Genomic DNA, 21,082 nt, shown 5'->3' with positions numbered 1-21,082 from the left:
TATTTCGGTAATATAAAGAATTAATAGATTTATAGAATAAGAAGGTATTTCCTAATAAATTAAACAATGACTCGTAGAAAATATTTACCTACTCCTCATCGCTTTCTCTTAATTTCTCCAGCACAGAAAAATCTTCAAGAGTGGTTGTATCTCCCGAAATTGAACCAGTGGTTGCAAGCTCCCTAAGAAGTCTACGCATTATTTTTCCACTTCTGGTTTTGGGAAGTGCGTCGGTAAAACGAATTTCATCTGGTTTTGCAAGTGCACCAATTTGCTTAATAATAAATTTTGAAATTTCTTCCTTAAGAGAATGATTAACTGTAGCTGATTTTTTTAAGGTGATAAAGGCAACAATTCCTTGTCCTTTAATTGAATCAGGCCTTCCAACTACAGCACATTCAGCGACCATGGGATGTTCGACTGCAGCACTTTCAATTTCCATAGTGCCAAGTCTATGGCCACTGACATTAATAACATCATCCACTCTACCCATTATCCAAAAATATCCATCTTTGTCTCGCCGAGCGCCATCCCCCGTAAAATACACTCCCTCTATTTCTTTCCAATAAGTCTTTTTATAACGTTCATGATCTCCATATATCGTTCTTGCCATATAAGGCCATGGTTTTTTAATACATAAGAAGCCACCTTCTTTTGAATTTGAACCATTTTTATTTAAAATAAGTGGTTCAATACCAAACATAGGCAATGTTGCACTCCCCGGTTTAGTTGGCGTGACTCCTGAAAATGGAGCAATCATTGCAGCTCCAGTTTCTGTCTGCCACCATGTGTCGACTATTGGACATTTTTTATGACCAATGACTTCATAGTACCAAATCCATGCTTCTGGATTGATAGGCTCACCCACTGTACCAAGCAATCGAAGACTCGAAAGATCGTGTTTTTGAGGATATTCTTTGCCCAAACGAATAAAAGAACGAATTGCTGTAGGAGCCGTATATAAAATTGTTATTTTATGCTTTGCAATCATTTTCCAAAATCTATCTGGCTCAGGATAAAGAGGGGCTCCCTCATACATAAACACTGTTGCACCACAACTGAGCGGGCCATAGACAAGGTAACTATGACCCGTTACCCAACCTACATCTGCCGTACACCAATAAATATCTTTTTCTTTAATGTCGAATAAATATTTTGCAGTTAATGTAACACCCAATAAATAACCAGCTGTTGTATGTAACAAGCCTTTTGGTTTTCCTGTTGTTCCACTCGTGTATAAAATAAAAAGGGGATGTTCTGCGGAAAGCTTTTCAGGTTCACAATGATCTGAATATTTTTGCGAGAGTTCATGCCACCAAAAATCTCTATTTGGCATCATATTTACTTTTTCGTTGGTTCTTTTAACAACAATAACTGCTTTTACTGTAGGCGTTTCTTTAAGCGCTTCGTCTGCCATTTCTTTCATTTTTACAGATGAACCTTTACGAAAACCGCCATCTGCAGTAATAAGTGCCTTACAATTTGAATCTTGAATACGATCTCGTAATGAAGAGCTACTAAACCCTCCAAACACGACAGTGTGGATGACTCCAATGCGGGTACAAGCCAGCATAGTTACAACCGCTTCAGGAATAAGTGGCATATATATTGCCGCTTTATCTCCACTTTTAAGACCAATACCCTTTAGCATATTTGCACAATTAGCAACCTCTAATAAAAGCTGCTGATAAGTAATTGTACGGATGTCTCCTGGCTCCCCTTCCCAAATAAGAGCAGCCTTATTTTTACGATCTGTTATTACATGACGATCAAGACAGTTATATGAAACATTAATAAGTGCGCCAGAAAACCATTCAGCTTTAAAATCTTTCCACGAAAAAACCTTTTTCCATTTTCTAAAAAAATCTAAATGCTCCAAAGCCATTTTTTCCCAAAATTTCAAGGGATCATTAATAGATTTCTTATATAATTTGAAATATTGAGACATATCCTTCAGAAAATAATTATTAAAAAGTTTTTTCTGCGGCTTAAATTTTCTATTTTCATGAAGCAATGTCTCAATCGAGGTTTTTTGAGGTTCAGATTTTGTCATTATTCCTCCATAGCAATTAAATTCCAAAATGATTTTAGTTTTTCAATCGCACTATCGAATTCATAATCAGAAACAGAAAGAACAAAACGACAAAATTCAGGTACATCAATCCATTCAGAACCGTTTATAAGAAGTCCCGTTTTATAAAAAAGAATTTCATGAATGTTTTTTCCACTTATCACAGTTTTTATTTCAATATTATCTTTTTTAATTGTAATATTTCTACCAATAATTTTTTCTGGTTTTGCAATTAAAAATAATCCTCCTTGCGAAGGTAATGGCTTCCAACCATTTTGAGTAAGAACTTCGCTTAAGCGAGAGGCTCTTTTTTCAAGAAATTCTCTTTGATTGACAAAGTGCTTTTTAACTTTTCCACTTTGGTTATTCATAGTTTGAAAAATCTTTTTTATTGCGTACTTTATATTTACTGGCAAAGAATTTGTTAATCCTTTTCTTAATGCATTCTGCAAAAATAATTTATTTCCGTAACCATACCCAACCCTTAAGCCTCCTGCAGCAAGTTCTTTTGAAACTCCACCCAATAATATAAACGACATATTTTCTTGATTTATCACTTTAGTAATATCTGTTATGTTATATTTATTATAATCTGCTTGAAATTCTAATCCAGAGAAGACTGTGTCCATAATTATGACGGAATCATATTCAGCTGCAACTTTGAAAAGTTCATAAATTTCTTCTTTAGAATAGATCGCTCCACTTGGATTAACCACTGGAGCATTTAAAAATATCCATACTTTTTTTGTCTGCTGTGAAAGAGTTTCTTTCAATTCTTCAGCTTTTATTTTAAAATTATTTTCAATAGAAGTTTTAAAATTAATTATTTCAACACCATAAAATTGACTTGATGCTACAAAATAACCATATGATCCTGAAGGAAATAAAATAATTTGATTATTTAAAGCACAATATTCAGATATGCCAGAAAAGAGGGGAGCTATTCCATTTGCAACAACAATGTTTTCACTTCTTACACCTTTTATATTAAATTTATTACTTATATAATTTAATATTTCATCTTCAATCTGTGTTTCGGATTGCGAAATGTTTTGTCTCACAAAACCTTCAAAAATAGCTGCTTTTAAAAAATTAGGGGACGCAAATAAATTTTCTCCGTAATCAAGTCGTACAGAATTTCGATCTAAGGCTGGATGGGAATAAAATATTGAAGGATGATGAAAAGATTTCGTACAATTACTAGAAAAACTTGTAAATTTCTCTAAAAATAGCAAGCCCTCTGCAGTTGGTAAACGAGGTGTATAAGTTCTTTCACGCTTTATATTACGCACATGAAAATTTAAAAGATCAAATAAAATAGTATTATAATATTCTTGAATAATTAATGAAGCTCTGCTGTATGTAATTTCAGCGACGTTACATAATGAAGTTAATGTTGTATCATTCTCACTTATTAAAAAAGCAATTTCTAAATCAGAATATAACCTATTACGGATAAGGCCACAAAATAAAGAAACATGTAACGGTAATGATTGTTCGGAAATGTATTCAAAAATACCATTTACTTGGGGGGTACTTGATAATTCCATTCCATTACTGAAATCAACGAACAAACGAACTCCATATTTTTGAGTCGTCTCAATTAATCTTCTAAATGAATCTTGACTTCTTAATTCAGCTTCAGAAATAGAACAAATAACAACCTGTGGTTCAAACGTTGCAACAAGTTTACAAAGTAGTTCACTCTGTTTTGGAGATTCTAAAACAAAAATATCTTTTTGTTTTAAATTGTGAGAGTCTGGTGTATGTAACCATTCTTGAGGTAAATCTTTATAAAATTCATTGTCAACTAAAACCTTATTCACATTATACATTGAAATTATGTTTTTAACAAATGACAAACGTGAAGGTGCAACTAAAATACTTTTTGCAGTTATAGGAACACGCCAATATGTTCTAAAATATTCAGCAATATGTCTTCTAAATCCTGTTTCACCTCGGACATCTTGATATTCAATAGAATCTTGATTATTTAATTTTTCAGATAATTTTGCTAAAAATGACATTTTTTCTTCGACGAGAGAACGATCGGTATATGTTAAATCAAAACCACTGCGAGCCGCTACATAATCTTCTTTTTTTAATAAGCGAAGAATCTTTTTCATTTTTATATTATCACGCATATCTGCTTCAACAACTTGCAAAGAATGAAAAACCTTCCCACCATTTTGAGAGTAAACATATGCTGTGCGAGCCGAAATAGACTCCTCAGAATTTGCACCCATATAAAATTCAAATCGATGAGAAGTTGTTTGTTCTATTTCAACTAAGGGAAGGATTTCAGTATCTCCTGCTTGCTCAATTTTTGTTTTCCAAACAACTGATGTTTTAAAACCTCTACGTGTTAATAATCTATCAAGCACAGCCTTCCCAGGTCTTCCTCCTAAATTTAAAATTATTTTTCCAGCAGGTTTCATAGTTTCAAGAGATTCTTCAACAGCTCTTGCAATAAGTCCTAATCCAAATTGATCTTCTATATAGCCTTGTTTTGAGCAATAATTACTTAAAGAAAATAAAGATTCATCCTCAACATTATCATGTATTATATTTGGCAATAAATGAGTATCTGGCGCTAATACTTGTGGAATACAACCAATTACTTTATCCAGTTGAATTTTATTTAGTAAACAAAATTCCAATAAATCAGAGACATGAAACTGTACTCTATCAAAAAGAGTTTTACCTTCTGAATCAATATATGGTTTTCCTTTATCATCCAACCCATTTAAATATAAATTAATTTTTGCGCAGACAATTGCCCTCGGATTAATATCCAAACCATATATATGTTGTGGAAAGCATTTTTTTGCAAGCGCGATACTAATCCAACCATTTCCACAGCCAAGCTCCGCTAATGTTCTATGATGAAATTCTGAAATTGGATATCTTGCAAGCCCTTCATAAAATGTAAATGACCAATCTTCTGGAGTGAAAATACTTGGTAACTGTAAAAGTAAAAGACTGTGCGGACTATTCTCTTCACCATCTGTAATTAATTTATCAATTGAAAAATGAAATGTATTAATGGCATCGTGACTAGAATCTAATTTTAAAAAATATTTATTTAGATCTGTCAAAGATACTCTTGCTTTTTCGCGAGTCAAAGGATCGTCTAAAAATTGGAGTATATTTTTTAAATTTTCATAAGCATCTGACGAAGATTTTTTACAATTTGATAAAAAATCTTCAATGTCAAATGTCCAATTTTTTTTTTGTTCTTCAGATACATATTTCATAACGATTTCCTATAAAACTTTTCTTCAAAAATTTTCCCTAAATATGATACAAATAAAAACGGTGGAGCTATTAAAATAAGCATGGGTAAAAGCGCACCGCCAGCTAAAAAATAAATGAATCTACGAGTGAATTGCGTCTCTTTTGAGTGAGAAAAAAAACCGACAGGTAGAGCTTTATCAATGAGCATTAAAAAAATTTGCACAAATAAACCACTTACAATCCAATATAAAATGACATAAGTAGAAATATTTTCAATAGGAGTATTGAGACTTAAAAGTGAGTCAATTGAGATTAGCATTCTTATATTACCTCCACTTCAATTTTATGATACTCAACAAATATGACATAAACTTCAGGTCTAATCAATTTATTAGACCCGAAGTTTATGTGATGACTCCTAATTTATTCATACTTTCTTTTCTGTAAAATTGAGAGTCAATTAAAATAAATGTATAAGGTTTCAATGAACTGCTGAGCCGATTCAAAGCATTGCTATTTCGGTTACTTTTATTAGACTATTGAATTGTAAAAAGGAAAAAAAATGAAATTAATGACCTTTAGTAAAATGAATTTAATAGGTTTGACACTTGCTATAAATTTCCTAGCACATGCTCAAGAAAAGAATGATGGACGCCCCACCTATATTCAAGAAGAGAAAATTACCACACAAGCTATTACACCACTCTTAAATGCAACTCCTCGATCTCTCGCTGCACAGAGACTTGCTCCCTCTGCTTTTCCTGATGAAGCTGAAATTCTATGTGGATATGAACATTGCATATTTGGTCTTACCCGAGGACTTGTCATCGGAGGGGATGTATTTGGAATGGCATATACACCTTTTCGTCAATATTTTGATCCGAATTGGAATGGTGGAAGTTTATATATCATCGATGTATTTGGTGGTTTTCAAATTTTAAGAGACGTTGATAATAAAAGTTTTATGAATGCACAATTAGGCTATAAACGTATTTCATATAAATATAATGGAAACACAATTGAAGACCAAGGTTTTTCATTTAAAGTAAACTACTCTATACTCTTAACACCTGTTTACTTACAAGGAATTTCTTTTTCAGGATACCTTGCAAATAACGCAACAACAAGTGATCAAAGCAGTATAATTACAAATGCAAATAATCACGAAGATTTTTCAAATTCAGCCGGGTATTTTTATAGAATCTCACAAAAATATCCTACATATCAACTGTCATTTCCAGGAGATCTTGAATTGGCCAACTGGGGATCTCAACAAACAGGACTTATCGCTCCAATCAGAGCATATGCTCATATCGAGCCTTTCTATATTCAAAACAATCTAAACTTTGTTTATCAAGATAAAACCTTAAGAAAGCAAGAACAAAACTTTGGTATTCGTTTAGCTGCCACAGCTTCTTTTGAATCAGTACAAGGAAGTAAAGCGGGTAGATATTCTTTTTTGAGCACGGTGGGCTTTGACATTCAAACGTCAGACATTAAGTCAAATAGTTCAACCAACGCAGATGCTCAAATCACAGGACGCTATTGGATTTCTCCATATGTCAACCTGGCAGCAAGTTGGCAATTTTAATAAGAAAGCAGTTGTACTTGAAAGAATATCCTCGATATGACAACCTTGAACTTTACGACATTGCGAAATCTTTAAAACTACGGCTGAAAATATAATCTTGCCAATGTGTAGACTTATGACGCAAGTTCAAAGCATAAGAAAGGGTTCCATATATGAAGATATCTGATCTCTCCATTCAAGAAAGCTTTGGAGGTAAAACTGTTCTTCTCATAGGAGGGAGTGGATTTATCGGTAAGGTTTGGCTCTCCATGCTTGTTGATTACATACCGAATATAAAAAAAATATACATTCTAGTCAGACCAAGTAAAGGCAAGGAAGGAAATATACGTTTTACAGAAATGTATTCAAAATGCCCTGCATTCTTAAAATTACACCAAAAATATGGAAATAATTTAGCAGATCTAAAAATTGTGGAAGCAATCACTGGCGACATATGCTCAGTCAAACTAGGACTCAATAAAATAATTCAAGCGAAATTAATTGATGAAGTTGATCTTGTCGTTAATTTTGCTGCTGACTTACGTTTTATTGCCCCCTTAGATCAAATGTTACAAACAAATACAGGCGGTGCTGTAAATATATCAGACTTTATTTTATCCACAAAAAAAGCAAAACTTTTACATGTCTCAACTTGTTACGTTGCAGGCATGGCTGATGGATTGGTCTCTGAAAAATTATCAAAAAATATCTCGCCAAATGGCGTGCAATTTTCTGCTCAAGATGAATATAATTGGGGTATGCAAGAATCATTAGGAGCACGCTCTCGCAGCGCCACTGATAAAGAACTCAAATTAATTGGTTCATTGAGAGCAGAAAGACTCGGTTGGCCAAATACATACACATACACAAAAGCGTTGGGCGAAATTTTATTATCACAAAAATTACCGCGGGATCGACTCTGTATTTTTAGGCCAAGTATTGTTGAATCTGCAGAAAAATATCCATTTCCAGGTTGGAATGAAGACTTTAATGGAACAGCACCATTTATTCAAATGCTCAGTTCACGTTACCGCCTTCTTGTGGCAAAACCAAATCATAATTTAGATATTATTCCTGTTGATTATGTTGCAAGAGGTTTAACCATTGCTGGTTCAGCACTCTTAAGCCAGAAACATTTAGAAATATACCATAGTTCAACTTCTGCTCTCAATCCATTATCAGTTGCACTTGCCACTGATTATATTTGTAAGTATTATAAAACTTTTGAAAGAAAACGTTTAGAAGGTTTTTTATTACCTTATCCTAAAACAAAATTTATATCACCTAAACATATTTTTTCTGGTCCCAGTTTAACAAAAATTGAAAAAACAGTCACTTTTTTATTGGATAAAATCAAATTAGAAAAAAACTCTTCACGTATACTTTCAAAATTTGGTATTAATAGCAAAATAGAATCAATAAAAAGAAAAGCAAAAGCAATTGATGTTATTGCAAAAGTTTATAAACCTTTCATTTATGATTATAATTATACTTTTAAATCTGAAAATTTAATGGCTCATAAGGTTGTTGAGAAAGAATTTTCATATAATCCAACAGAAATTAATTGGGATAGATATTGGAGAGAAATTCATATTCCAGGTCTTAATAGATGGTGTTTACCACAGTTAAAATCACTGTCCTCAAAAAAGAAAGAACTTACTTAATTAATACTATTTAAGACCCATTCTCTCCATTTTCCTTTGTAGTTGTTATCAAGAGCTTTAGTATATAAATAAAATGATTTAAGAAATTTAGCTCTCTTTTCAATAATTTCACTTTTATCCTGTTTTATATGGGTCAATAAATTATTACTCGAATTAGTTGCTGCTTGCCTATTAATAATGTCTTCAAATGCAACCTTATTGGAGTTTTTTAGCATATCATACATTACTAAAAATGATGTTGCTCTCCCTTTTCCTGCATGGCAATGAAAATGTACCCAAGTATCATCATTCAAATTCTTTACAAAAGAAACAAATTTTTCAATTTCTTCATCCGTTGGAATGCTTCGATCTGTCACCTTAAATCTTTGATAACTTATATTATTATTTTTAAGTAAAGTTTCCTCTGAAATTGTATTTTTAATATCAAGCTCTACCTCTTCACTTTCTTCAAATCCATTTTCTTTAAAACTTGTAGCTGTTGGAATTTTTACTTGCTTTTTCTCACTCAATTCTTTTATTTTTAATTCTTCATCTTGAGGAAAACTCTTTATATTTAAGGCTTTATTTTGAGAAGGAAGCCAAGAAATGGGAGTCCCATTAACAAATCCATGTGATTCTTCTCTTAAATCAACAACTATAAAATTATTTTTTACATTACCAATCGTATTTTTAATGATCCATTGCAGTGAATCTGAAGAGAACTGCCCGCTTCCAGAAACCTTTAATTTATTTAACCCAAATGTATTACCCTTATTTTTGTAATTTTCTTCAAGCATTTTTGCAGTTCTAAAATTAACAGGTTTATCGCTTGCGCTGATATTGTCTAAGACAAGAATAGAGTTTTTATCTTCTTTATTTTCAATACTAACAGTAGCGCTTAAAGGTTGCTGCAATACAGTAAGACAAAAAGGAAAAACAAAGAAGGAAAAAACTTTTTTATAAAACATTAAAATACCCCCTATGAAAAACACTGAAGGTATTAAATCTTAGTTATAATCTTAAATCAATTGTAATAATAAAAATTTGTTACTTTACATATCCAGGTAAGTTTTTTGCTTGCGGCAAATGGCAAATATTCACAACATCATTTGTTCCAGGAATTCGATAATTTTGAATTGATTTCTTTACAGTTTCAAAATCATGATCATCTGTATAGTTTTCAAGCCCATGGACATTCCTAAAGAAATCACTCCAATAAAACTCTGCAAAATTACCGTAACTTGAAAGAGAAGGATCAAAGCAAAATTTTGATTTATCGTCCGCAATAAGTCCGGCTAATGAGCGATAAGGATCATTTTTTACTGAAAAGATATTTTTTGGGAGCTCATTAGGGGTTCTTTCAACACCTTTGTCTTTTAAATAAACATCATTGTTTAAAAGCATTTCTTGCCAAAACACGTCTCTATCCATATCTGCTGAATTTTCAAGAATATTTTTGTCAATTTTAACGAGAATAGTAAAAATATTTGAGTTTTCTTTCATAAGCTTTTCAACAAGTTTCATTCTATGATGCCCGTCTGTTAAATAAAACCCTCTTGCACTTTTTGGACCAATGACCACGCTCGGTGGCTTTGAACAGATGAATTCTTGTGCTTTTAGAGGATTTCCTGTGAATCTCTTTTTAATATCCAACACATATGAGTCACCATATGTAAATTGCGTGGGTAGGAGATCTTCAATTGATAACGAGCAAACTTCATTTGGTTTAGATAATTCTGAGCATTTTGGAAAATATTGAACTTTTTTAGACTGAGGGTCAAGACATTGAGTTTTGGTAAATTTTGAATTTTTAACAATACGATTTTCAGGGTTTATACAACTACCTAATAATAAAAAACTAATACCAACAATCGAAACAGAAATCAAACCCCTTGCCACCGTATGCATGTCATTATCTCCAATTATTATATGATTTCACAATAATTTTATAGTAAAAAATCACTAAAATTATTGTAAAAAATATATATGCAAATAATTATAAATGACGCAAGAATTTTCTTTAAAAATATGGTTTAACCAAGTGATCATCGACCCCTATATTTAAGTTTTATTTTAGGATCCAGATAGATTTTTATAATACTGAAGTTCTTTAAGATCTTCTGGTAATAAAAATACCCCTCCAGAACCCGAATTTTGCAGCTTTAGACTTTCTTCAAAAGCATGGAAGCAATGCTTAGCTTCCATAGATTTTGGTGACACGACAACACATGCTTTTAAATAAGCATCTCCAATATTCAGAGTGGCGAAAGGTTCTAAGGCATTGTTGATAATTCCAAGATAATATAATGATTTTGCTTCAGTTTCTTTACTTTTTACCTGCTTATTTTCAAGTTGACTGTAAATTAGGCTAAAATATCTCATTCTGTTTATTGTAAATGCGGGGTCATAAGCAAGGCTACTTTCGTCAGGCTCAAGTCCAATTTCTGAGTCAATTCTTGTAAATAAATTTTTACTGCTCAATGAATTATGGTTTTTACTTTCAAGATTCCATTGTTTAAAGCTATTTGCCCATTCTGAAATTTCTTGTTGCCCTTCTTTTGGCACCTTCATTGAGTTTGCCAATTTTGAAAAGACCTCATAACCTCTTTCTGCGGATGGATTGACTCTCACCAAATATATGGCAAGGTAATTAAGAGTCTTTTGCATATCAACCCAAGGTATATTATTTTTTTCAAAATCATCAATTCGTTTAATTAATATTTTTTCTGCTTCAGTAAATTGACGAGTCGTATAAAGATAGTCTATTTTTTCATTTTCAGTTAATTTAGAAAACATTTTTTCATCATTTTTAAATAAATAATTTTTACTTCCAGAAGGAGCTGTATGACACGCAATACAAGATTGAATAGCAGATTTTAATACATAACGAGCGCTTGATTTTCTATTATTTTTAAAACTATACTCAGCACGTTTTAAATTATCCACTAAAATACTTATATTGATTTTTGCAGCAATATTTTCTTTTAATCTTGCATGATTTTCTGCACTTCTTGCTCCTTTAGCCACAGCTAATAAATTTTCTAAAATAAATTTACTGTTTTTTTGATCTTTAAAGTCCTGTTCAGAAAATAAATATGGGAATATATTTTCCAGATTTCTCCTCATATTATCCATAGACACATATAAATTTACTTTTTTGTCTTTTTCTAGTTCTTTTTTCTGAGCTATAATTTGATCATTTTGAATAAGCAATATAAATATTGAAAAAAATCTTATAAAATGAACTTTCTTAAACATGTCAATCTCCTTAGAGTAACTTGCCGCTTCCAATTAGCGCTTAATATAATTTAACACATGCTTACTTTTTTACAAAAAGAGAGAATGTGTTCTAAATCCCAAATTAAAAAGATCATACAATAAATTTCTTAAAAATTGATTTACTCAATAATCCACTTAAAATATTATAAATTGGGAAAACAATTGGGAGGACGAAAGCATGACTGAAAATCACAGCACTAAGACTACAAACGAGGTAATTCGTTTAAAAAATTCTAATGCTTCAATTTTTGTGAAATATACAGTTGAACGTTTAAAGCTTCAAAGAGTCATAAACACATTGGTACTTTTGCCATTTTGTGGAGGGATAATTTTAATTTTTAAATATATTCTGCGATATAAAATACAAGATATTAAAATAATCAGAAAACAGTTTAAAGAAATTATAAAAAATAATAACCCAATTATCATTTGCTCAAATCACCTTACTTTTATTGATTCTTGCTTAATTATTTGGGCATTGGCTTCAATATTTTGGTACCAATTTCATTTTAAATTCTTCTCTTGGAATTTACCTGCTGGAGATTTTTTTGGCAAAAAAAAGCGCTATCGTTTAATCGCACTTCTCTGCAAATGCATTTTTATACATAGAGATGCTTCTCCCAATCATCATAATGAAATTTTGGATATCTGTAAGAAAATTTTAAAAAAAGGGGAGGTTGTAACCATCTTCCCAGAAGGAAAAAGAAGTCGAACAGGATATTTTGATCCAAACCAATTAACTTATGGAGTTGGCAAAATCATCCAAAATGTTCCTAACTGCCGTGTTCTCTGCGTTTATATTAGAGGAGATAAACAAGAGACATTTTCAAATTACCCAGTTAAAAATTCAACTTTCTATATGAAAATGAATGTAATAACACCAACAACAGAGCTTTTTGGGAAAGAAGGTTGTAGTGAAATTGTAAATCAAATTGCCCAAACAATAAAAAAGCAAGAAGAAGAATATTTCTCTTCTCATAATTCAGGAGTCATAAAACGCAATGAAATTTATAGAACTCAAGAGCAGAACACATCGCATAATTAATACCCACCGCAAACCTTTTGCTATTATTACAGGAGCATCCAGTGGCATTGGACATTCTTTTGCCGTCAAATTTGCTCGAGAAGGTTATGATTTATTATTAATTGCACGTGATAGTCAAAGATTAAACCAAATTGAGTATAATCTTAATAAAAATTATAATACAAAAGTTTATACTTTATCAGTTGATCTTACGCAAAGAGAATCACTAAATAAAATTGAAAAATTTTTAAAAGAAGAGTCTTTAGATGTTGACGTTCTCATTAATAATGCAGGTTTTGGAGTGCATGGGGCGTTTCAAGAAACAGAAATAAATAGAGAACTTGAAATGGTAGATTTACAAATAAGTACAACCCTTGCTCTTACAAAAATGATTTTACCTGGCATGCAAAAACGAAAATCAGGCTACATATTAAATGTTGGTTCAGTGTATTCTTTTACACCCGTTCCATTTCAATCTGTTTATGGCGGCTGCAAATCCTTTTTATATTCTTTTTCCTCATCCCTTGCCTATGAAACTAAAAAATATGGCATAAAAGTAATGCTTTTATGCCCTGGAATTACTAAAACTGAATTTCGCTCACGCTCTAAAGTTGGATATTATTCTGAAAATTTAAATAAGCTAAGTAAACTAAAGCAAAAGGGCATGGATCCTGATTTTGTTGCTGAACAAGGTTACAAGGCCCTTATGCGTGGAGATAAAATTTACATACCTGGATTAACGAATCGTATCTTCGTGCAAATTGCGTCCTGTTTGCCCACTTCTTTTCTTAGCTCTGCTCTTGCTCTGATTAACAATTTCAGGGGCGTCAATACCAAAAACGCCTAAGCGCATTTCTTCTTCCACAGGAAATACTTTACCAGGGTTTAATATATTTTTTGGATCGAGAGTGTTTTTAATTCCTTTTAAAGCTTTTAAACCCGTTGATGAGATTTCACTTTCCATCCAAGGTGAATGCTCATAACCAACTGCATGATGATGCGTTAAAGTTGCTCCATTCTTCATGAATGTATCAGTTATTATTTTTTTATACCCATAATACTGTTCAATTTCTTTTCCAATTATTTGTTTTGCTGCATATGTAAAATACAAGCATGCACCCGTTTTATAAGTATGTGAAATATGACAACCAATGTATCCAGTTCCATCTCCATGCGATTTAAAATACTTATTCATTTCTTCGATCGTTTTTTTATGCACATTTATGAGTTTTGACCAAACAGCAGCTGTTTCAGCAACATCGGTCATCACTCCATAGTCCATGATATAATCACGTAAATATGGAATATTAAATTTATCTTTTGACCATGTCTTTCCGATGCCTTTCCCTAAAGAAAAAGCTCTGTGTTTCTTTAAAATTTTTGTTGCTTCATTTGCAATGATTTGAACTTGCTTATCATCACCTTCAAAACCAACAACCATAATGCAAGGACGAGCATAACCAGTGACAGATAATATTTTCTTTAATTGCTTTTGTACTATGGATTCTATGCCTTTTTTAGGTGATTTTAAATTAAAAGCCAGTTGAGTTTCGCCTTCATCTTGAAAACGAATCATACTTGGAATCCAATTTTTATCTACGCATTCCCTTATAGCTTCAACCCCTTTTTCAAAATTTGGAAAAAGGTACCCGCGATAATCTTTTGCCGCAGGAGTTCTGTGAATACGCATTGTTGCTTCAGTAATAACACCTAATATTCCTTCTGAGCCAACAATAAGTCTATTTATATCTGGACCTGCACTCGATGCTGGTGTTGTTCTTGTTATGATTGTTCCACTTGGAGTTACCATTTTTAAAGAAACAAGCATATCTTCAATTTTACCATAAGCATCAGACTGCATTCCAGCTGAGCGTGTTGCCAGCCATCCGCCTAAAGTTGAATATTCAAATGAATCAGGAAAATGCCCCAACGCCCATCCTTTTTCAGATAAATCCTTTTCAAGTTTTGGTCCGAGCACTCCTGCTTGAATAACAGCAGTCTGAGACTGAGGATCAATTGAAATAAGTTTATTCATAAGACACATATCGAGGGTAACAATACAACGAGGTCCTTTTTCAGTGACAGTTTGATCTCGAGGATCAACCCCTCCCACAATGTTTGTTCCCCCTCCAAATGGAATGACACAAACATTATGCGTATTTGCAATTTTAATAATATTTTCCACTTCATCATGCGATAAAGGGTATAAAATAATATCTGGTGACTTTTTTACAATTCCTTTGCGTACGTAAAATAAGTCTGCATATGATTTGCCATAAGAATGCAAAAGTCTATCATCTTCAGTTGTACTTATTTGATCATTTTTTAAAATTTGCTTTATTTCAGAAAGAAAATCTTCACTAATGTTTACAGGACTTAATTTGATATCTTCTCTTTTGACTGGCTCAGCAATTTTTTTATTTTCTGAAATAGATATCGTTTTTTTTATCCAAGGCCACAAATTTGGCTTATCTTCAATTGGAAATGACTTATTTGGATCACCCCAGCCCCACCATTTCATCATAAAATATTCCTCCCAAGAATTTAGCATATAAAACTGAAACTCAAATTCTATGCATATCTAAGAAAGAGTATACTATTTTATTTTTATGCTTGAATCAATTTTTTAATCATACCTTTATTTTCATTTTATTTATGTATTTTTTTAACTAAACAAAATAGATATAAAATACTAAAAGTAATAATAAAAATTTTCTACTTTTAAGAAAAATTTAAAGATTTTTTTGCACTCTTTATTTTAATGCCAGGAATTATAAATCTTCCTAATTAATTTATTAATTCAAATCAAATTAAATTTCAATTTTTCATCTTTGCTTCAATCTCTTTGATTTTTCGACTGGCCTTCTCGTGAGTGGGTTCTATTTTAACAATATCTTCACATATTTTCATTGCACTTTTAAGATCATTCATTTCCAAATAGCAAAGTGCTTTATTAAAAAGAACTTTAGTGTCTGTTGGAAACTCGTGGATTGCAATATCATAATATTTAATTGCTTCATCATAACGATTTAAATCTTTATAACATATACCCATCAAGTTTAATAAACTTCTCCTATTTTCAGAATTCTCTAATGCTTTGTCAAAGTACATAACTGCCTTTTCTAATTTTCTTTGATAAAATAGTGCGCGTGCATACTGCTCATAAATACTTTGATAATCAATTCCAACAAGAGATGCATCTTCTAAAAATTCCTCCGCTTCCTTAAATCGCTGTTTTTCAATTAAAGTATTTGTAATTGATTCGTATCTTACAGGATTTTTAGGACTTAAAAATACGGCTCTTTTAAAAAAATATATTGCTTGATCAATCATATTTCTATCAATACATATTTTTCCCATTTCATCAAAACCTTGAACATACAATTTATTATTATCAATAGCTTTTCTACAAAAATACTCGGCTCTTTCAAAATCATTAAAACCTCTATAGCAGTGAGAAAGGCCAACACATGCGCGTGCAGATTGTGGGTAAGAATTTAATAATGTTTCATAAGTATTAAAAGCTTGCTGATAGTTTTTCTGTGCAAGTAACTTTTTTGCCTGAGAAAAGAAATACTCTTTATTTGTGGGATCATTATAATGATTTAAACAAACAGGTATTTTCTCAACCAACATCTGAAATGTAAAAGGTTTTTTAATAAACCCATCAATCTCATATTCTGCCAACATGGCAATTTGATCTTTTGTAATTTCAGTACTCATCATAAGAAATGGCATCAGCCCTATTTTACGATCTTCTCGGATTTCTTTTAAGAGATCAATTCCACTCATCGCATCTAAATTGAGTTCACTGATGACAAAATCAATTTTTCGAGTGATTAAATTTCCGTAGGCAAGGTGTGAAGTCGGAGATTTTATTATGTTTTTAAAGCCCAGAGATTTTAAACCCATGGAAATAATATCCCTAAATGAATCACTTTCATCGATGATTAAAAAAACCATATCAATGGGTAAATCACTCATTTTGGTCATATAAGAATAACCCTTTATTCATTCTAAATTTCGTATTCACTTAAGTCTTTAAAACATTTAACAATTTTTTCTATATCTTTCTTTAAGTCTGAAGTTAAATTAATAAATTTTCCACCAAGATAAAACTCATTTTTTTCTAATCTTGTACAAGTTGAACTTATTTTTATAATATTTTTATTTTCTATCATAAATAAGTGTGGATCTATTAATATGAAAATTTCATCTCCTATAATAATATCAAATTTTTTCTTTTCACTTCGCACCAAAAATCCTGATTTCGAAATATTTAAAAGCGTGCATTCATATGTCTTTTTGTTATTTAGTTTTTGCACAAGAACAGGAATCCCAGTTAAATACCCAGCCCAAGATCTTTGTTCTTCAGTGTTACCGTCATTATTTGATAAATTCATAATATTTAATCCATTTACAAATATTATCAATCTTCTTAATTATAAATATAGAAAAATTCTGTTAGAAAATATTATTGTCTCATTCTAAAATTACACTATTTAAGTCTATTTGAAAATAATTCCTCATTAGCTTATATTTCTATTGCTTTTTACCCTTCTATAATTGAATACTTTATCAATAAGCAGATAAACAATATCAATAAATAAACTTAACTTTTCTATAAAAAAAAAGAGCTTAAAAGCTCTTTTTTTATTTTACAGCACTTTTTTCAATTGCTTTTATTCACCATCTTTGAGCTTTTCAACTTTACTAAACTCAAGTTCAACTGGAGTCGCTCTACCAAACACAGAAATAAGCAAACGAAGCTTCATTTTGTCCGCCTTAACTTCGTCGATATCACCCACAAAGTTTGTAAATGGACCGTCAATAACTTTAACTTTTTCGCCTTTTTCAAACGCTGTAACAGGTTTTGCAGGAGCCGCTTTAGTAGCTTCAGCAGCACGGTTGAAAATGCGACTGATTTCTTCGTCTGGAACAGGTTTTGGATCCTGATTTGCAGCAGAGCCAATAAATGAAGAAATTTTTGGTGTGTCTTTAACACAACCAAAAGTCGCTTTATGCACAGGATCCATTTGAACAAATAGATAACCTGGCATCATTTTTTGCTCGACTTTCTTTTTCTTTCCGCTCTCGTCGATTTTTTCGATGGTCATAGTAGGGATAAGAATTTGTCCAAAATAGTCAGACATTTTTAGCTTTTTGATACGCTCTTCAAGCGTAGCTTTCGCTTTTTTTTCCATACCTGATTGCGTTAAAACAGCATACCACTTGAATCTTTCATGAGAAAAAGAAGATGGCGCAGTTGATGCGTCTGTTTCACTTGTTTTGTGTTCTACCATGAGTTTATTTTCCTCAAAAATTATACTCTATTATTATGCTGCTGTAGACATAATTAAATTAATTATCTTTAAAAAAACCGTGTCCGCTAGAAATAGTACAATAGATGCAACAATAACTAATGCGATAACGATTGCCGTGGTTTTTTGTGCCTCTTTAAATGTAGGCCAAGCAACTCGAGAAAGCTCATCTCCAACATCAACTATAAATGTCTTTAACTTTTTATTCATAATTAAGACAACAATTACAGCCATGGTTAAAACTGTTGCAACAACGATACTTACCGTTGAAAAATTATGATTTTGAAGACTAAAAATACTTGATACATTTTGTGGGAAATAATGCTTTCCTAAAAAGACCCAAAGTGAATAAAAAAGATACCAAAAATATGCCGCTATAATACCATACAAAAGAGCTGCATAACGATAGGCGATGTTAGAAACTTCATTCATTTGCTTTTGTTCTCCTGTCGAGTCGAGCTTTTCAGCCAAACGTACCATAAGTGTGAAGAGCTAACACGGTTCTATTTTGTTGAGCAAGACAAATCATGCCCTCAAAGTGTCCAAAAAATGAGAAAATCCTTATAAATTCTGATCAACAAAAGGAAATCGCAGATGTGTCCATTGGCGAAGATTTTTGTCAGTCTTTTTATGAGTTGCTTCACGAAAACTAAATAGGACAGGATGACTATACGTATTCTCACGCAAAATCTCAATGTTTTGCTCAGAGATACCAGATATGATACATTCAAGAGCTGCTAAAAGTTGGAGATCTGGAAAAATTTTATTATCTGCAATCTTTTTTTGATTGCCTTTTTCTATAATACCACTCAATATTTTATCTTGATTGATATTGATAAGATCAGAATAAATACTATTGTAAAAAGTTGCTTGTTGATATTGAGAAAAAAGATTTTCCCTATGCTTTAAAAGAGCATCATGCACATCGCTTCCGCACTCATAGCTCACTCCGAATATTGCAGGCGCTATATGAACATGAAGATTCTGCACAAATTCAGCTTCTTTCACTCCAACCTGCAAAGCTTCTTGCTTTATTTTATCGAGTGTATTTTGCAATATACCCGAGCTCAAACCTTTCCAACCCGCATGTGACAATGAACCTATAAAATACTTGTCATTTTCAAAGCAAATTGCCACTGCAAGACAATCGGCCGTGCGAATCCCAAGATTCTTTTTGCATTGTTGAGGAGATTGTTTTGTTGAAATTGGTATGGATATATAATGAGCATCGGCACTTAAAGAACTTCCATCTTCACAAGCACGCACAACTTGATTGCCATGACATGCTTTTACAAAAAAAGTATTTTCTAAAGGCTCATTTAATGTAAATGCTACGGAGCAATACAACCCAGAAATAGGAATTTCTTTAATAAAATCTTTTGAAAAGGGCGAATCCTTTAGGACAACAGTGTTTAATAAAAACCGTTCCTCAAAGGACTTGGGTATAAAAGTTGGGTACTCTTTTAAATTAAGAGAAACTAAAATACGCATAATTGCCTACATTTTACTTTTATTTTATAAGAGAATTAATAATAACTCCCGTTGCAACGCTTACGTTAAGAGAGTCAACTGTTCCAAGACCGCCAGGTATTTTTACAACATAATCACAATTTTTAATAACTTCATTGCGAAGACCTTTTCCTTCATTACCCATAACTGCAACCCAAGTTCTGTCTTTTGGCAGATCGGTAAGTGATGTTGCATTTTCCGTCAATGCTGTCCCTGCAATCCAAGCTCCTGCTTCTTTTAGCTGAACAAGAGCTCTATTGATATTAACCGTCGGAATAAGAGAGATAGAAAATGCTCCGCCTGCAGACGTTTTTAATACCAGAGAAGTTATATCTGCCTGTCTATCTGTACCATAAACAACAAATTTAAGACCAAAAAATGCTGCGCTACGAATAATTGCTCCAAAATTACGAGGATCTTGGATTTGATCGAGAACGAGACCAACACAACCATGTTCTGTATTTTCATTAGCTTTTTTAATAAACTCGATAGCTTCAACAATATTTTGAGTTGGGTATTCAGGAATTTTTAAACAAACACGTTGGTGATTTAAATCGTCAGCAGCATCGGCGAGTGGCCAGGTTTCTTCAGCTGAAGAATGTGGAATAACTTTAATACCAAGTAATTGAGAAGATTCAACCGCAGGTTTAAGTTGCGATGGAGCTTTGCCAGATTTATCAACAATAATATGCAATGTGTATTTCTGATTATCAACATCTTTAGCTTGATGTAAATTAGACAAAAAAGCCTCGACTGTACGTCTTCCCCAAATAAATAATTCACGGGGAGCCCTGTCGCTTGGACGCTCTCTTTTTACAGGTTTTTTAATATGTTGAGCAGATTTTTCAGAAAGATTTTGGCCTTCTTTTACATTTCTGGAAAAACGGCTTCTTGGATTTTGTGGTCTTTGGGCTTTATTATGAGAATCGTCGCTTTTTCTAGAAGATTCTCTTGAAAAGGAAGGCTTTTCAGCCCTTGCTGGTCTTGAAGATTGTTTTGATTTTACAGCACGTTCTTCTCTTCTTTTTGGTGAACGCTCTTCTCTTTTTCTAAAAACCATTTTTAAATCTCTTTCTTACTAAGGTAAAATGATGTTAACGCATCAGTAAATCAAGCTATGCCACAGGATACAACAATGTCAAAAACTATCTGCAGCAAGCCAAACTTAAAAACAAGATAATAAGCTTTTCCAATTTTTAAATTTTACTCTTGCGCTAACTTTAGGCTTGTGCTAGCTACAGGTTTCCTGTGACTTGAGAGGGTTTTCACTATGAGTAAAAGAACATTTCAACCTAGTAATAAAGTTCGTAAACGCAAGCATGGTTTCCGTGCTCGCATGGCAACCAAAAATGGCCGTAACGTTATCAAACGTCGTCGTGCTAAAGGCCGCACTCAACTTGCGGCAACAGTTTACTCCAAGTAAACTAG

The 21,082-nt window shown here is 32.2% G+C and carries 18 protein-coding genes; 5 read left to right on the top strand and 13 right to left on the bottom strand.

What is annotated here, in order from left to right:
• Positions 1-88: 88 nt before the first annotated feature.
• Genes acs through GCL57_RS11165 form a run of 3 tightly spaced genes read right to left on the bottom strand, consistent with a single transcriptional unit; the run spans position 89 to position 5,627 of the window.
• Complete coding sequence (gene acs, locus GCL57_RS11175) at positions 89-2,053, bottom strand: acetate--CoA ligase (RefSeq protein ID WP_152213435.1); 1,965 nt, start codon at positions 2,051-2,053, stop codon at positions 89-91.
• Entirely contained in the window at positions 2,053-5,328 is a 3,276-nt protein-coding gene (locus tag GCL57_RS11170) for an aminotransferase class I/II-fold pyridoxal phosphate-dependent enzyme (RefSeq protein ID WP_152213434.1), read from the bottom strand. Before GCL57_RS11170 ends, acs begins: the two co-directional genes overlap by 1 nt.
• Complete coding sequence (locus GCL57_RS11165) at positions 5,325-5,627, bottom strand: hypothetical protein (RefSeq protein WP_152213433.1); 303 nt, start codon at positions 5,625-5,627, stop codon at positions 5,325-5,327. Before GCL57_RS11165 ends, GCL57_RS11170 begins: the two co-directional genes overlap by 4 nt.
• Positions 5,628-5,870: 243 nt before the next feature.
• Here GCL57_RS11165 and GCL57_RS11160 point away from each other — a divergent pair, with 243 nt between their 5' ends.
• A complete protein-coding gene (locus GCL57_RS11160) occupies positions 5,871-6,899 on the top strand; it encodes a hypothetical protein (protein WP_152213432.1) in 1,029 nt (342 codons plus the stop codon).
• 152 nt (positions 6,900-7,051) lie between these two features.
• Positions 7,052-8,542 (top strand): SDR family oxidoreductase, encoded by a 1,491-nt coding sequence (locus GCL57_RS11155; protein ID WP_152213431.1) that lies wholly within the window; start codon positions 7,052-7,054, stop codon positions 8,540-8,542.
• On the opposite strand, the gene GCL57_RS11150 is transcribed toward GCL57_RS11155, so the two are convergent.
• The 3 genes from GCL57_RS11150 to GCL57_RS11140 form a co-directional block, all read right to left on the bottom strand.
• Complete coding sequence (locus tag GCL57_RS11150) at positions 8,539-9,489, bottom strand: fused DSP-PTPase phosphatase/NAD kinase-like protein (protein WP_152213430.1); 951 nt, start codon at positions 9,487-9,489, stop codon at positions 8,539-8,541. The two genes, GCL57_RS11155 and GCL57_RS11150, sit on opposite strands and share 4 nt — an antisense overlap.
• Positions 9,490-9,568: 79 nt before the next feature.
• Positions 9,569-10,429: a ParB/Srx family N-terminal domain-containing protein gene (locus GCL57_RS11145; protein ID WP_152213429.1), complete on the bottom strand. Its 861-nt coding sequence runs from the start codon at positions 10,427-10,429 to the stop codon at positions 9,569-9,571.
• A 165-nt stretch (positions 10,430-10,594) separates the two neighbouring features.
• Positions 10,595-11,779 carry a hypothetical protein gene (locus GCL57_RS11140; RefSeq protein ID WP_152213428.1) on the bottom strand — a complete coding sequence of 395 codons (1,185 nt, stop codon included), beginning with the start codon at positions 11,777-11,779 and terminating at the stop codon, positions 10,595-10,597.
• 199 nt (positions 11,780-11,978) lie between these two features.
• Between GCL57_RS11140 and GCL57_RS11135 the strand changes: the two genes are divergently transcribed.
• Both GCL57_RS11135 and GCL57_RS11130 read left to right on the top strand, forming a co-directional pair.
• Positions 11,979-12,845 carry a lysophospholipid acyltransferase family protein gene (locus GCL57_RS11135; protein ID WP_152213427.1) on the top strand — a complete coding sequence of 289 codons (867 nt, stop codon included), beginning with the start codon at positions 11,979-11,981 and terminating at the stop codon, positions 12,843-12,845.
• On the top strand, positions 12,802-13,671 hold the full coding sequence (locus GCL57_RS11130) for an SDR family NAD(P)-dependent oxidoreductase (protein ID WP_152213426.1): 870 nt from the start codon (positions 12,802-12,804) through the stop codon (positions 13,669-13,671). The genes GCL57_RS11135 and GCL57_RS11130 overlap by 44 nt, the downstream gene beginning before the upstream one ends.
• On the opposite strand, the gene GCL57_RS11125 is transcribed toward GCL57_RS11130, so the two are convergent.
• From GCL57_RS11125 to rlmB, 7 genes are all read right to left on the bottom strand, one after another.
• Positions 13,561-15,348, bottom strand: a complete 1,788-nt coding sequence (locus GCL57_RS11125) for an FAD-binding oxidoreductase (RefSeq protein WP_161597722.1) — start codon at positions 15,346-15,348, stop codon at positions 13,561-13,563. The two genes, GCL57_RS11130 and GCL57_RS11125, sit on opposite strands and share 111 nt — an antisense overlap.
• Positions 15,349-15,641: 293 nt before the next feature.
• Positions 15,642-16,817, bottom strand: coding sequence for a tetratricopeptide repeat protein (locus tag GCL57_RS11120; RefSeq protein ID WP_152213424.1), 1,176 nt, complete (start codon positions 16,815-16,817; stop codon positions 15,642-15,644).
• Positions 16,818-16,840: 23 nt separating this feature from the next.
• Positions 16,841-17,227 carry a PilZ domain-containing protein gene (locus GCL57_RS11115; protein WP_152213423.1) on the bottom strand — a complete coding sequence of 129 codons (387 nt, stop codon included), beginning with the start codon at positions 17,225-17,227 and terminating at the stop codon, positions 16,841-16,843.
• A 279-nt stretch (positions 17,228-17,506) separates the two neighbouring features.
• The gene (gene nusG / locus GCL57_RS11110) at positions 17,507-18,127 is read right to left on the bottom strand and encodes a transcription termination/antitermination protein NusG (RefSeq protein ID WP_152213422.1); all 621 of its coding nucleotides are present in this window, start codon (positions 18,125-18,127) and stop codon (positions 17,507-17,509) included.
• Positions 18,128-18,160: 33 nt separating this feature from the next.
• Positions 18,161-18,577 carry a preprotein translocase subunit SecE gene (gene secE / locus GCL57_RS11105; RefSeq protein WP_161597721.1) on the bottom strand — a complete coding sequence of 139 codons (417 nt, stop codon included), beginning with the start codon at positions 18,575-18,577 and terminating at the stop codon, positions 18,161-18,163.
• Between the two features lie 129 nt (positions 18,578-18,706).
• Entirely contained in the window at positions 18,707-19,636 is a 930-nt protein-coding gene (locus GCL57_RS11100; protein ID WP_152213420.1) for a laccase domain-containing protein, read from the bottom strand.
• Positions 19,637-19,655: 19 nt separating this feature from the next.
• Positions 19,656-20,714: a 23S rRNA (guanosine(2251)-2'-O)-methyltransferase RlmB gene (gene rlmB, locus GCL57_RS11095; protein ID WP_152213419.1), complete on the bottom strand. Its 1,059-nt coding sequence runs from the start codon at positions 20,712-20,714 to the stop codon at positions 19,656-19,658.
• Positions 20,715-20,924: 210 nt separating this feature from the next.
• Between rlmB and rpmH the strand changes: the two genes are divergently transcribed.
• Positions 20,925-21,077 carry a 50S ribosomal protein L34 gene (gene rpmH, locus GCL57_RS11090; RefSeq protein WP_152213418.1) on the top strand — a complete coding sequence of 51 codons (153 nt, stop codon included), beginning with the start codon at positions 20,925-20,927 and terminating at the stop codon, positions 21,075-21,077.
• The last annotated feature ends 5 nt before the right edge of the window (positions 21,078-21,082 follow it).

The organism is Fluviispira multicolorata (assembly GCF_009208585.1).
GTDB lineage: Bacteria > Bdellovibrionota_B > Oligoflexia > Silvanigrellales > Silvanigrellaceae > Silvanigrella > Silvanigrella multicolorata.
This window is presented reverse-complemented; position numbering and strand designations above follow the sequence as displayed.

What these genes read in the sequence shown, in the direction of transcription:
- secE (WP_161597721.1), bottom strand. Translation starts at nt 18,577, where the DNA reads ATGAATGAAGTTTCTAACATCGCCTATCGTTATGCAGCTCTTTTGTAT.
- GCL57_RS11145 (WP_152213429.1), bottom strand. Translation starts at nt 10,429, where the DNA reads ATGCATACGGTGGCAAGGGGTTTGATTTCTGTTTCGATTGTTGGTATT.
- GCL57_RS11125 (WP_161597722.1), bottom strand. Translation starts at nt 15,348, where the DNA reads ATGATGAAATGGTGGGGCTGGGGTGATCCAAATAAGTCATTTCCAATT.
- GCL57_RS11160 (WP_152213432.1), top strand. Translation starts at nt 5,871, where the DNA reads ATGAAATTAATGACCTTTAGTAAAATGAATTTAATAGGTTTGACACTT.
- GCL57_RS11120 (WP_152213424.1), bottom strand. Translation starts at nt 16,817, where the DNA reads ATGACCAAAATGAGTGATTTACCCATTGATATGGTTTTTTTAATCATC.
- GCL57_RS11100 (WP_152213420.1), bottom strand. Translation starts at nt 19,636, where the DNA reads ATGCGTATTTTAGTTTCTCTTAATTTAAAAGAGTACCCAACTTTTATA.
- GCL57_RS11140 (WP_152213428.1), bottom strand. Translation starts at nt 11,779, where the DNA reads ATGTTTAAGAAAGTTCATTTTATAAGATTTTTTTCAATATTTATATTG.
- GCL57_RS11170 (WP_152213434.1), bottom strand. Translation starts at nt 5,328, where the DNA reads ATGAAATATGTATCTGAAGAACAAAAAAAAAATTGGACATTTGACATT.
- acs (WP_152213435.1), bottom strand. Translation starts at nt 2,053, where the DNA reads ATGACAAAATCTGAACCTCAAAAAACCTCGATTGAGACATTGCTTCAT.
- rlmB (WP_152213419.1), bottom strand. Translation starts at nt 20,714, where the DNA reads ATGGTTTTTAGAAAAAGAGAAGAGCGTTCACCAAAAAGAAGAGAAGAA.
- GCL57_RS11155 (WP_152213431.1), top strand. Translation starts at nt 7,052, where the DNA reads ATGAAGATATCTGATCTCTCCATTCAAGAAAGCTTTGGAGGTAAAACT.
- nusG (WP_152213422.1), bottom strand. Translation starts at nt 18,127, where the DNA reads ATGGTAGAACACAAAACAAGTGAAACAGACGCATCAACTGCGCCATCT.
- GCL57_RS11165 (WP_152213433.1), bottom strand. Translation starts at nt 5,627, where the DNA reads ATGCTAATCTCAATTGACTCACTTTTAAGTCTCAATACTCCTATTGAA.
- GCL57_RS11135 (WP_152213427.1), top strand. Translation starts at nt 11,979, where the DNA reads ATGACTGAAAATCACAGCACTAAGACTACAAACGAGGTAATTCGTTTA.
- rpmH (WP_152213418.1), top strand. Translation starts at nt 20,925, where the DNA reads ATGAGTAAAAGAACATTTCAACCTAGTAATAAAGTTCGTAAACGCAAG.
- GCL57_RS11115 (WP_152213423.1), bottom strand. Translation starts at nt 17,227, where the DNA reads ATGAATTTATCAAATAATGACGGTAACACTGAAGAACAAAGATCTTGG.
- GCL57_RS11130 (WP_152213426.1), top strand. Translation starts at nt 12,802, where the DNA reads ATGAAATTTATAGAACTCAAGAGCAGAACACATCGCATAATTAATACC.
- GCL57_RS11150 (WP_152213430.1), bottom strand. Translation starts at nt 9,489, where the DNA reads ATGTTTTATAAAAAAGTTTTTTCCTTCTTTGTTTTTCCTTTTTGTCTT.